Origin of the sequence: Photobacterium marinum (genome assembly GCF_000331515.1) — a bacterium.
In the GTDB taxonomy this organism is placed as follows: domain Bacteria; phylum Pseudomonadota; class Gammaproteobacteria; order Enterobacterales; family Vibrionaceae; genus Photobacterium; species Photobacterium marinum.
In genome coordinates this window covers 138,046-150,575 of sequence record NZ_AMZO01000006.1, presented here as the reverse complement: position 1 = coordinate 150,575, position 12,530 = coordinate 138,046, and the positions used below count along the sequence as shown (strand labels likewise).

The following is a 12,530-nucleotide window of genomic DNA, read 5'->3' as shown; positions in this document are numbered from 1 at the left end:
ATTGTTCGAACAGACAAAGTGCAACGTACTGATAAATTGATGGATTCATTCCATGAATAAAAAAAGATGCATATCAACATCACAGCAACATACTAACAAAGCACATACCTGCTACGATTATTATCAAACAGATAAAAATCTGGCTGGTTGATAACTTAACCAATAACTCCAAACACTGTCGGAGGTTCCAAATGAAAAAGGTTCTAGTTCTACTTTGCTTGGTTTTTTCAGGTTTTGCCTTGGCTAACAGTATGAGTGGCGGCAGCCAAGTAACTGTCCCTCATGTTGTCTGTATGCAAGATGGAAAAATGTTGGGCGTAACCTCAATGCCGGTAACTGAGTGTAATAAACTCAAGGCAGAGCACGCTAAGAAAGCCAGTAAAGAAGAATCCAAGTACTGATCCATCAGCACAGAAATGAAGATAAGCAGAAAGGCCGGGTAGTTGTATCCGGCCTTTTCTTTTCAGGCCGCTTTCATCGCCATTACAGGCAGCGAAAATTAAAAGCCACCGAACAGAGAAACCAATTTAAGCCATGCATCAGTTTCTGCCGCCCGGTGGCGAAGCGCCTATAGCGATTATCAGATAAGGATCTGACAACAGCCATTTCCCAGTCCGTAGACTTAGTGGCATTTCAGAGCTTATCTCAAGGCACTAACAACACAAACAGATAATAGATCAGAATGTTACCCAACTCGCATTAAACCTGTCAGTACGCTTAAGGATCCTAAGATTAACAATAACGAGAGATCGTCTTATCCAAGTTTGTATTCGATATTGCTACTGCTAACAGAAACACAATCAGACTTATTTCTAACTAAAATTAAATCAATCAACAGATCAGATTACTTCACCGTTTTCACTCACTGATTTTCAGTTGTTTTTCCAACGTCTTAGCCACAAATTCCGGACTGTGAGTGTTGCGAGCCAGTAAGCGATACACCACAGGCACCACCAGCAAAGTAAACATGGTCGCCACCAAGATGCCAGACATCACAACAATACCTATCACCAAGCGCGTTTCAGCCCCGGCTCCGGATGCCATAATCAACGGCACCGCCCCTGCAGCCGTCGTAATCGCTGTCATCAGAATGGGGCGTAAACGGGCAGCGGCCGCATCTAGGATAGCCTGCTCAAACGCTTCTCCCTGATCCCGAAGCTGATTAGCAAACTCAACGATCAATATCCCGTTCTTGGCCGCCAAGCCTATCAGCATGATAATCCCTATCTGAGAATAAATGTTCAGCGTTTGATCGGCAAAATACAGCCCCAACAATGCCCCAAACATTGCCAACGGCACTGTCAACATAATCACCAGCGGATGGATATAACTTTCAAACTGAGCTGCCAGTACCAGAAAAACCACCACCAATGACATGGAAAATACGAACAGTATTGAAGAGCCGGAATCCTGATAATCCTGCGATGCTCCTTTGTAATTGACCACCGCATCCGCAGGAAGATGTTGATAAACCAATCCGTTCAGGTAATTGAGTGCCTCCCCGAGGGTATAGTTTCCGGCAAGATTAGCCTCAATTGTTATCGCCCTTACCCGGTTATAACGATTAAGCTGAGGCGCACTGGCAAACTCTTCAACCGAAATCAGGCTCGATAACGGTATCAGCTCATCACTGCGATCAGAGCGCACATAAAGATTATTCAAATCCGCGGCTGTATTTTGCCTCTCCCTTTGGCCTTCAATCACCACATCATATTCTTCTCCCCGCCAGGTATAGGTCGTTACTAAACGGGAACCGAGCATAGATTCGAGGGTCTGGCCGATATCCCGTATCGACACCCCGAGATCTCCGGCCCTGTCACGATCAATCTTAATCCGCAACTGTGGTTTGGTTTCTTTGTAATCGTGATCCACCCCGGTCAGGTTCGGGTTGGCTGCCGCTTCATCGAGCAGAATATCGCGCCATTGAGCCAGCTCTTCGTAGCTGCCGCCTCCCAGCACAAACTGCACCGGTTTACCGACCCCGCGCCCAAACGGCTGTCGCATCACAGGAAAAGCCCTTACTCCGGCCAGATCAGACAACCGTCGTCGAATATCAGCGATAATTGAGAAAGCATCACGTCGCTGTGCCCAGTCCTCCAGCACCACAATGGCAAAACCGTTAGAAAAATCTTCAATCCGTCCCCAGCCCCTGGGGGCCCTGACCAGCAACCGCTTCACTTCCCCGGCTTCAACCAGCGGCATCAGACGGTGTTCAATCTCATCCATATACGGCTGCATAAACTCAAAGCTGGCTCCCTGAGGGCCATTAACGATAATAAACATTGCCCCGCGATCTTCCCTCGGAGCAAATTCCGACGGGATCCGGCTCGCCAGCCAGCCACTGCCAGCCAGCGCGATAACCATAATCACCATCACCAGGGAAGGTCGGTGCAATCCCTTAGCCAGCAAGCGACGGTAAAATGCAGTCATACGAGCAAGGATCCCGCTGACTTTTCTGACCAGCCAGGACTCATTCTCTACGCGGCGCATAATTTTTGAGCCCATCATCGGACTCAGGGTCAGGGCCACCAATGAGGACAGCACCACCGCCGAACTGATCGCTATGGAAAACTCGCGGAAAAGCTTGCCCAAATCCCCTTCCAGAAAACCAATCGGCAGGAAAACCGCGACTAACACGACCGTTGTGGCCACAATCGCAAAACTCACCTGCCTCGCCCCCAGAAACGCAGCCTTGAGCGGGGGCTCTCCCGCCTCAATGCGTCGATGAATGTTTTCCAGCATCACAATGGCATCATCAACCACAATCCCGATAGCCAGTATTAATGCCAGCAAGGTAAGCAGATTAATGGTAAAGCCCAGGGCGTAAAGGATGATAAAGCTGCCAATCAGGGAAACCGGCAAAGTCAGCGCCGGGATCAGCATCGCCCGGACACTGCCGAGAAACAGGTAAATCACCAAAACCACCAGCCCGAGCGCAATAAACAGGGTTTTATAGACTTCATCAACAGAGGCCTGAATAAAAACCGATGAATCATAGGAGCGTTTGATTTCCATACCTTCAGGCAGGGTCGGGTTGAGCTCATCGACCAAAGCATTCACCGCCTTGGCAACTTCCAATGTATTGGCGGTAGACTGGCGATTGATCCCAAGACCAATCATGTCCTGGGTATTGCCTCGGAAAGTGATCCGCTCTTCTTCAGCAGCCAGAGCCACACTGGCTACATCACCCAGCCGAATCAAATAACCGTCAGTTCCGGTACCGACAACCAGCCGGGAAAAATCCTCCGGAGCGATGAAACTGCGCAAAGTGCGGAGCGAAAACTGCCGATTTTGAGATTCTAACGACCCGGCAGGCAGTTCAACATTGTCATCGCGAAGTGCATCTTCAATATCGGTGACGGTCAGCCCCCGTGAAGCAAGTTTCTGGCGATCAATCCAAATCCGAAGCGCATATTGTTTTCCGCCGCCAATCCGAATATTTGCGACCCCGTCCACAACTGAGAAGCGATCAACCAGATAGCGGCTGGCATAATCGGTCAGCTCCAGAGTATCCAACCGATCCGAAACCAGGTTCAGCCACATGATCACTTCAGAGCTGGCTGCCGCTTTCTGCACTTCAGGCGGCTCAGCTTCATCGGGAAGATCGTTAAGAATGCCGGAAATTCGATCACGGACGTCATTGGCAGCAGCATCAATATCCCGGCCAATACCGAACTCCAGCGTGACCGTCGAGCGACCGTCACGGCTCTGCGAGCTGATATTGCGAATCCCCTCCAGCCCAGCAATCCGATCTTCAACCAGCTGGGTAATACGAGTTTCAACTATCGCCGCTGACGCTCCCCGGTAAGTGGTAGAGACCGTGACGACTGGCGGGTCGATACTCGGGTACTCCCTCAGCGGCAGCTTGCTGTAACCAATCAGACCAAAGGTGATCAGCAATAAGCTGATCACAGAACCCAGTACCGGCCGCTTTACCGAAATATCTGTCAGCAACATCAGTCAGCCTCCCGATAGGTAAAGCGTTCACTGGTACGGGTCTCGACTGTCTGTCCCGGCCTGACTCGCTGGATCCCGCGAGTAATGATCAGCTCCCCCTCTTCCACTCCACGGGTAATTTCAGCTGTTCCACGGGTGCGAAAGCCCACCGCCACCTGGCGCTGCTCCACCACATTTTCCGGTGTGACAACAAACAGAAAGTTATTACGTTGACGGGGAACCAAGGCTTCTTCCGGAACCACCAGCCCTTCTCGCTGTTCAACAATCAGGTTCAGGATCATCAGCATACCCGGACGCAACAGAAAACCGGGGTTATCGATTTCAGCCCGGACCACAATCGCCCGTGTCAGGGGATTGACCCGGCTGTCGATCCCGGTGACCTCACCGATAAAACGCCGCTCAGCATAGGCTGCCACCTCTCCCTCAATCACCGAGCCCAGCTGTAGTTCGCCGATAAACGGCTCCGGAATGGTAAAGTCGAGTTTCACCTTGGCAAGATCATCTAACGTGGTGATCACGGTTCCGGGCGTCACCAAAGCTCCAGGGCTGATCTGCCGAAAGCCCAACAGGCCGGCAAACGGCGCCTGTATAAACCGGGCTTCCAGCTCGGCCTGGTTCTGGGCCAGCACAGCACGGGCTATTTCTATATCGGTGAAGAGCTTATCCAGCTCAGAACGCGGCACTGTCTTGCGCTTGACCAGACCTTCAATCCGTTTATATTCCCGCTGTTGTTCCTTCAAATTGGCATTAGCAGCCCGGACCTTGGCCTGTTGTTCCCCTGCCCTCAGAGTGACCAGCAGCTCACCGGCACTAACCTGCTGGCCATCAGCAAAATGAACCAACTCAACCTTTTCCGTCACCTTGGCTGACAGCACCACAGACTCTCTTGATTTCACCGTACCGAGGGCCTCAACTTCACGCCGGACATCCTGCCTGCTAACTTTGGTCACCACGACACTCGGTACGCTGTTGCGGGAAAAACCGCCGGGCTGGCTGCGCCCTTGCTCTTTGAACCAGACAGCTGCCATTAAGCCTGCCAGCAATAACACCGCAACAATCAAGCTGATTCTCATAATCCCTGCCAAATAGTAAGTGCCCGCGATGCCAACGACAGTGTTCAAACTCAGGCAAACGAGCAACTGTCCATCCATTGGTATAAGTTTGGTTGATAATAAGTATATTGCCGCAATAAATGGCTGATCTTTGGCAGTTAGTTTGAGTGTTGACGAACTAGGCAAGAAAGGAAGAAGAGAAAACGTAACCACGAAAATATGGCAAACAGGCAAAAAAAAGCGAGCCAGGTGATGGCTCGCAAAAACTCATATATTGCTTTTCGATGGGTGGCAAGAAAAAGAGCCCGATATCCATAACGGGACTTTATCTCTCACAACGAAAGGACAAAGGTTATATCCGTGTTCTATTGTGCCTGAACACACTGTTCAATTGTCAGCGAAATGTCAGAATTATCAAAACATTTCCATTTTAAACAAATCGGCTGTGAAACCTTGTCACCACCTCCGCTAAGGCTTCGTCTTAGTTAAAAGCGCTGCCGACCGATAAATAAACTGAATTTTCGCCAGCTTCTGCCTGACCGTAGGCAAAGTACAGAGGCCCCAACGGCGAATCGACTGCCACATAAATACTGGCTGCACCAATACTGCTTTGCCAACTGATATCACTGCTGTCATCCCAAACCCCGCCGCGCTCAATGGAGGCCCCGATATACACCGGAGCAGAAAAGGCACCGAAATTATTATCCAGCAGGCGATAACGATAAATCAGGGAACCAAAGACTCGATAATGACCGTTCAGTTCAAACCGATGGAAACCGGACAGATTAAACAGCCCGCCCAGATCCTGAACATAAATCGGGATCAGCTCCTCGCTGTCGGACCCTCCGCCTTTGGCATTAACCAGCAACGAATGGCGCTCATAAGTAAAAGGCTTTGCCAATTTAACTTCGTAGTAAATATTATCTTCGCTGAGGGTCTCACCATTATTGAGCTGGCTGCGATTCATCCCAATGCCCAGTTCAGCTTCGAACAGCCATCCCTCGGTCGGAAAATAGTAGCTATTCAAATCATCATAAACAAAAGCCAGATAAGGACCGTGAGAGCTGTAATCCTGACTGTCCTCGGCATTAATTTCAGTCACCTGCCCAGACAGACCGCGATAACCGGCAGCAATACCTATCCATGGTTTCAGATTCCAGCCGACTTCTGCAAATGTATGGTAATTTTCATATTCAGTGTCAATCACATTGACGCCACTGCGGCCAATCTCAGCACTCTGCTCTTCATTGAGCGTAAATTCCCGTACCTCACGGTTCCATCCCAGCCCCAGCGAAGTGTAAAACTGTTTGCGGTAATCAAGCGGGAAATAAAACTCGGTTTTGACTTCCTTCCAGCTCCCGAGCAACCATTCAAACTGCCATTCACCGCCCTTTTCAGTCAGATCGGTGTAAATGTATTGAGCACCGAATGAAAAATCGGATCGGTTGGCAAAATCGTCTTCAAAAGCAAACTTGAAATTAAGGTAACCAGGCCCCCAGGATTTCTCATTCACCTCTAACGCCAGAATGTTTTCATCATCCAACTGTTTGATCCGGTAAGTTATACGGGCAAAAATATCCTGTGCATTAAGCCGGTTAACTGCCGCCTCGAGTTCTTCATTCGATATCACCCGGCCAACCTTAAGATCCAGCATGGTGATAAGAGCAAAATCCGTACGGCGGGTATTATTTTCCAGCTCTATGCGATCAATAAAATAAGCATTATTTGCAACGACCTGACTGCGACGATCATATTTATTTTTCAGGTAATCCTGATATGCAGGTTCAGATATTTGGTAACGGCGTAACTGTGGGAGGGCATCAAGCGCCGCTTTTCTCCCGGCATTATAAGCCAGCCCCATCTTGTCAAAATCCGGAGCCAACATGAACGCCACATCCGGTTGCAGATAAACATCACCGGGCTTCATCAGGGCTTTCTGCAGATCAGCACTACTGTTGGTCATAAAAGTGGTTAGCTGAGCAATAATATTCAGGGCACTGTTGAGTTCATTTTCGCCGAATAGAGCATCACGCAAATCAACCGCGATGATCACATCCGCCCCGAGACGTTGTGCTGCGTCAACCGGCATATTGTTCACGACCCCACCGTCAACCAGCAGGTGCTGATGCCAGCGAACAGGCTTCAGCGCCCCTGGCACCGTCATCGATGCCTGCATCGCTGTCGCCAGGTGGCCCTTATCAATCGCCACCGGCTGAACTTGAGCAATGTCGGTCGCCATCGCCCGGTAAGGTATAGCCAACTGATCAAAACTAGCCATTTCAGGCAAGTTCTCCGTCAAGCCTCGAAGCAATACTGCCATCCCCTGCCCTTGGAAAGCGCCAGGTTTATCGCGAAACTGACCGTCAATATCCAAACCGATATCAGCATAAATCTGGTAATTATCACTCTGTTTCTTACGTCGGAGGTTCAGGTCATTCCGGCTGGCCCGATCTTCATAGCCACTCCGCCAGTCAGCCGCTAAAGTCCGCGTCATGACTTCATCAGCAGACAGCCCCATCGCATACATCCCGCCAACATAGGCTCCCATACTGGTGCCGGTGATCACATCAACCGGGATGCGATTTTCTTCCAGCACAGCCAGCACACCGATATGAGCGGCACCTTTGGCCCCTCCTCCGCTGAGCACCAGACCGATCTTCTTCCGCTGAAGCTCATCGCTTCCCGATGTTTCCTGAGCAGAGGATACAATTGGGCCCGCCAGTAACAACACCGCACAGATCAGCCTTAAAGCAAACCGCCCTGCTAAACGCATTTGAACATCCTTTTCATCACCGAACAGAGACTTAACGAATTAAACTACCCTGACGATTCTGACGGCGCAACAGACAAAATTCCGCTTGGCCAGCGATTATTTCCGGTTTAAACACAAAAAACCGGAAATACCTTGCGGCACTCCCGGTTTTATTTTGTTCCTGATGAACTAATTTCAAGCTCAATATACAAGCAAACTGGTGATTTAATTTACAGTGTAAATATACTTACACTAAGAACTGACGCGTTTTCCCTGTTACAAGCCTCTTGCCATATCTTCCAGAGCCGTCATCACCTGCTCATTAAAATGTCCCTGGTGAACCAGCTTACATACCTTACGCCGTACGGCGAGACCAGAAATCAATCGCTCAATGGACAGGTGACCTTCATCCTGCTGGCTGTTGAAAAGTTCAACGGTTTTACTCAATACATCGTAGCTGACAACCTCTTCACCGACACGCAGCCAATCCAGCTTCTCCAGAAGCCCCTGACACTCTTCAGTGATTGAAGACTGTGAATGACCCGTCATGGCAGATAAAGCCGTTATACTGCGTTGTAGAGCCTCTGGAGAGGTATATTTCGACAGAGTGATAGTCAGCTCATCTGCATTAATCTCCACAAGGTGCTTACGAAGCTTAACCCGACGCCCCAGACGGCCGCGGGTACGGCCCTCTTTGCGCTGGATCGGCTCAAACTCACCGTCAATGATCTCGGAAAGCTGATCAAGCTCCTTCTTCGGCAGAATTTCATTGCGCAGCGGGTTCGGCATAGTCGGTGCCATTGAACGCTTACCTTCGTTGGTCGTTTTCGCTCGGCAATAACGGATCACTTCATCGGCATCACACTTGATATCAATCTGGTAGTCGCAATAGCGCTTATCTTGATCCATCGGCGTGATCGTCAGGTGATACCCCCACAGGTTCACCGCAATCACCTGATCAGTGACTTTATCTTTGGCCAGCTTACGCAGTTCGCGGATCAGATCCGAGGAAAAACGTCGCCACTCAATATTGCGAGCCAGTTTCTGGTTAAGCTCACTGAGCAACATCGAGTCATGAACACGACGCGACATTCGGCTACGGAAGAAGGTGTACAGCTGGAATACCAGGGTATGCTGACGCAAGATCTCCGGCGGGAAGAGGAAAAAGTAATCCCGGGTCAGCAGTTCGTCAAAGAATGACGGCTCCCAGACCAGAATATACAGGTTTGGTTTAATACGAATTTCACCGTCTTCCCCTTCCTGAGGCGCCTCCTCAGAAGCGGTAATAGTACGGGCCAGAAAACGAAAACGATCACTTTTGAACCCTTCCGGCATATTTTCGCTCAGCCAGCGACCGGTCAGTTCATGAAGCTGAAAGTCAGTAAACTCGATCCGATCAATACTTTCGCGGATCGAATCACGGGCCGGTCCGCTGTCTTTCTTACCACGCAGAGCAAGAATATCAGTAATGTAAATCGGGGTTTTATTCCCCATTATCCGACTTTGGATCTCATACTCGGACAGGTGATGATCATGATACTGAACAGTCAGTGTAAACAAGGCAAACAGCGTCATCATATCGTCAACCGTCATGATCGACTTGGATGATCGTGTTTCAATGATCGCTTTAGTGCCGCTGATCGCAACCATGGATTTTTGGTAGTTCTTCTTGGTCCTCGGAGGTGCCAGTGCCTGATCAATGATCCCGGCCCAGCTGGTAGGAGAGACAACAAACTGATCAGCTTCATCAGGCATTGTTGGCGGTATGCCAAGACCATGCTCATTAAGCAGGCGGCGATTAACATGGTTCTGTGCCAACGCCTTAGAGCGTTTTTGTTTCTCTTTGGCTTTATTTTGCTCCGAATTCAAGCTCGTTGCACCCAACTGGGAAACCAGCAGTGCCGGATTGACGAAGTGATGCAGCATGGTCTTTCCAGCCAAACCTTCCTCAAAACGAACAGGCTGTTGATTAAACAGACCAATATTCACAGCAGCACGAAGTCGTTGCTGGATAGCAGCACGAGTTAACTGGCCTTCTGTTGCTTCTACAAGCTCTGTGGTTGAAACCATACCGTCTTTGCTTGATAAGCCTCGCAGCGAAATTAGGTTCAACAATTCAGCGATACTTTTGGTGACACCTTTAAAGTGCTGATATTGCGGTAACCAGTCAACAAGCGCAGGCGGGATCGAAAATAAATGGCCATCCTTGTGAGATCTGGGAGCCTGGATCAGAATCTTTTCGCTGTGTTTATTTTCGTTATCACTGGTGGATTTCATTTGTCATTAGCCGTAGAAGCGCCATTTTTCCGAAAAGAGTAATAGAAAAAGATCAAGAAAGAAAGCTCTTTTTATTGAATAAGTTAATTACTGATCTTTTTTGTTTATTTTGATCTTATTGATATTGTGATCTTATGATCCGGGCGCTAATTGGTTCGTAAGTTGGTGTTTTATATGGCTTTTGTTTTGAGCCTATTTGGAACAATGATCAACGTAAATCCGGAACGCTGATCATACAGATAATGAAAGCATGATCAAATGGGGCTCGGAAGGGTGATCATCAATAATCCGTAACTATGATCATCAACGCTGAGAAACGATGATCATGGCGTAAAAACAGGTTATCCACAGGCTTATTCAGTGCTGGCCAGTCGTTTACTGTTTTAATGGACTATTTTTGCGGTCTTTTCTACCGGAAAGATGATCATAGTCGCGGTATTTCAATTGCTGATCCGGCCTGTTCTCTTCCTTCTGCTCGTTATTTAAACAAAGTTGAAATGACACCCGCCGTAAATTTCAGCTAGAAGTACATGTGTCCGGGAGCGGACGCATGATCAAGATGGTGTTGCTGTATTTCAATTTGATTTCAATTACAGTTGAAATCAGGCCTGAAGCTGCGGATTCTGGCTTTGTGTGGCTGACAAAGCCAATTGGAATCTGCAATCTCCGTAAGTTAGTCTGTTTTTTACATGCTTCCGGAAACGATCTGGTTTGCATGTTTTGTCGGATCTGTATCTTGATCATTTTTCCGTATAACTCAGACGGATCATTTTCTCTCTCTCTTGCTATTTTACGGTGTGAATCCCCTTGATCATCGTTTCTGTTTTGCCGTTTTTCATCGGAACAATGATCAAGTGTTATTGGTTAAATGTTCTTCACTGCCTGAGCATGGCGTTTTTTTTTATGATTTCAGGCTGATCGTTGAGTTCGGTTTATTATTTCAGATTGAAATTGAATAAAGGCCAGAAATGATAATGAAATTGCTTGAAGTTGAAATGACACCTACCGTAATTCAGTCCATATTTATACGCTTCCGGGGATTAGGCCAATTTACATTGTAAAGCGGTGACGCTGTAACACTTTTATTGGGTGTTTATATTAGGGTAATTACAGCGCTAATTTTGAATCATTGATGGTCCATCTTGGTTTGTTTTTTGGTCTTTTTTCTTATTTTCACCTGAGATGAATATCACACGGGTTTGTTCAGCTTTTTATTGTATGAGACTTTGTTTGCTGTACAATGTGGCAAAACACTAATGATGGCGAACAATTACAATGAATAGGGAACAGACGATTGAAAATTTGCTCAACATTGCTGAGCAAACGAAACAGGTTCAGGCTGACCGAATCGAAATCGTATTGGAAGAGCGTCGTGAAGAGCTTTTCCCGCCGATGTCGAAAGCCCTGATGGAAACACGATCGGGATTAACCCGTCGTAAACTGGATGATGCAATTTCTCGTATGGAAGCCGATGGTCATCAGTTTACGAAAAACAATGCCAACCACTACTCTATTACGCTAGAAGAAGCGCATGAGTTAATGGAAGCAGCAAAAAAGCCGGCTTTTTATGAGCGTGAAGGTGCCGGTCGTAAGCCGTGGGTAGTGAATGTCCAGAACCAGAAAGGTGGTACCGGTAAGTCGATGACGGCCGTTCATCTGGCGGCATGCCTTGCACTTGATTTGGACAAACGCTATCGCATTTGTCTGATTGACCTTGATCCACAGGGTTCGCTTCGTCTATTCCTTAACCCTCAGATTAGTGTCGGTGATCAGGACACTATCTATTCTGCTGTGGATGTAATGTTGGGTAACGTGCCTGAAGGCCAGGAAATGGATAAAAAGTTCATGATGAACAATGTTGTTCTTCCTACTCAGTATCCGAACCTTAAGACGATTGCAGCCTTCCCGGAAGATGCCATGTTCAATGCCGATGCATGGCAAGATTTGGCGGTTAATCAGGATCTTGATATTGTCCGTCTGCTTAAGGACAGGGTGATTGATCCGATTGCCGATGAGTTCGACATCATTATGATAGATACCGGTCCGCACATTGATCCATTGGTATGGAATGCGATGTACGCTTCAAATGCGCTGATCATTCCGTGTGCTGCAAAGCGTCTTGACTGGGCATCCACGGTTAACTTTTTCCAGCACCTGCCAACTGTCTATGAGATGTTTCCGGAACAGTGGCATGGCCTTGAGTTTATTCGTTTGATGCCAACCATGTTTGAAGATGACAATAAGAAGCAGGTCTCTGTTCTGACTGAGATGAACTATCTGCTTCGTGATCAGGTAATGATGGCGACGGTACCGCGAAGCCGTGCGTTTGAGACTTGTGCCGATACCTACAGCACCGTTTTTGATCTTACTGCGGCTGAATTCGAAGGTGGTAAGAAAACCTTGTCGACTGCTCAGGACGCTATTCAGCGCGTAAGCCTTGAGCTTGAGCGCGTGATGCACAGCCACTGGGCAAATTTGAATCAGGAGTAACA

6 protein-coding genes are annotated in these 12,530 nt (G+C 48.2%); 2 read left to right on the top strand and 4 right to left on the bottom strand.

Annotated features, from left to right (window positions below; all coding sequences use genetic code 11):
- The first annotated feature begins 191 nt into the window (after positions 1 to 191).
- On the top strand, positions 192 to 401 hold the full coding sequence (locus C942_RS05235; RefSeq protein ID WP_007463289.1) for a hypothetical protein: 210 nt from the start codon (positions 192 to 194) through the stop codon (positions 399 to 401).
- A gap of 457 nt (positions 402 to 858) precedes the next feature.
- On the opposite strand, the gene C942_RS05230 is transcribed toward C942_RS05235, so the two are convergent.
- From C942_RS05230 to C942_RS05215, 4 genes are all read right to left on the bottom strand, one after another.
- Positions 859 to 3,957: an efflux RND transporter permease subunit gene (locus C942_RS05230; protein ID WP_007463287.1), complete on the bottom strand. Its 3,099-nt coding sequence runs from the start codon at positions 3,955 to 3,957 to the stop codon at positions 859 to 861.
- Positions 3,957 to 5,030: an efflux RND transporter periplasmic adaptor subunit gene (locus C942_RS05225; RefSeq protein WP_036798847.1), complete on the bottom strand. Its 1,074-nt coding sequence runs from the start codon at positions 5,028 to 5,030 to the stop codon at positions 3,957 to 3,959. Before C942_RS05225 ends, C942_RS05230 begins: the two co-directional genes overlap by 1 nt.
- A 460-nt stretch (positions 5,031 to 5,490) precedes the next feature.
- Positions 5,491 to 7,782: a patatin-like phospholipase family protein gene (locus tag C942_RS05220; RefSeq protein ID WP_007463283.1), complete on the bottom strand. Its 2,292-nt coding sequence runs from the start codon at positions 7,780 to 7,782 to the stop codon at positions 5,491 to 5,493.
- A gap of 255 nt (positions 7,783 to 8,037) precedes the next feature.
- The gene (locus C942_RS05215) at positions 8,038 to 10,038 is read right to left on the bottom strand and encodes a replication initiator protein RctB domain-containing protein (protein WP_007463280.1); all 2,001 of its coding nucleotides are present in this window, start codon (positions 10,036 to 10,038) and stop codon (positions 8,038 to 8,040) included.
- A 1,275-nt stretch (positions 10,039 to 11,313) separates the two neighbouring features.
- On the opposite strand from C942_RS05215, the gene C942_RS05205 reads away from it, so the two are divergent.
- Positions 11,314 to 12,528 carry an AAA family ATPase gene (locus tag C942_RS05205; RefSeq protein ID WP_007463274.1) on the top strand — a complete coding sequence of 405 codons (1,215 nt, stop codon included), beginning with the start codon at positions 11,314 to 11,316 and terminating at the stop codon, positions 12,526 to 12,528.
- Positions 12,529 to 12,530 lie beyond the last annotated feature (2 nt).

Excerpts from the sequence above, each read along its gene's own strand:
- C942_RS05225 (WP_036798847.1), bottom strand. The coding sequence starts at position 5,030 with ATGAGAATCAGCTTGATTGTTGCGGTGTTATTGCTGGCAGGCTTAATG.
- C942_RS05230 (WP_007463287.1), bottom strand. The coding sequence starts at position 3,957 with ATGTTGCTGACAGATATTTCGGTAAAGCGGCCGGTACTGGGTTCTGTG.
- C942_RS05205 (WP_007463274.1), top strand. The coding sequence starts at position 11,314 with ATGAATAGGGAACAGACGATTGAAAATTTGCTCAACATTGCTGAGCAA.
- C942_RS05215 (WP_007463280.1), bottom strand. The coding sequence starts at position 10,038 with ATGAAATCCACCAGTGATAACGAAAATAAACACAGCGAAAAGATTCTG.
- C942_RS05220 (WP_007463283.1), bottom strand. The coding sequence starts at position 7,782 with ATGCGTTTAGCAGGGCGGTTTGCTTTAAGGCTGATCTGTGCGGTGTTG.
- C942_RS05235 (WP_007463289.1), top strand. The coding sequence starts at position 192 with ATGAAAAAGGTTCTAGTTCTACTTTGCTTGGTTTTTTCAGGTTTTGCC.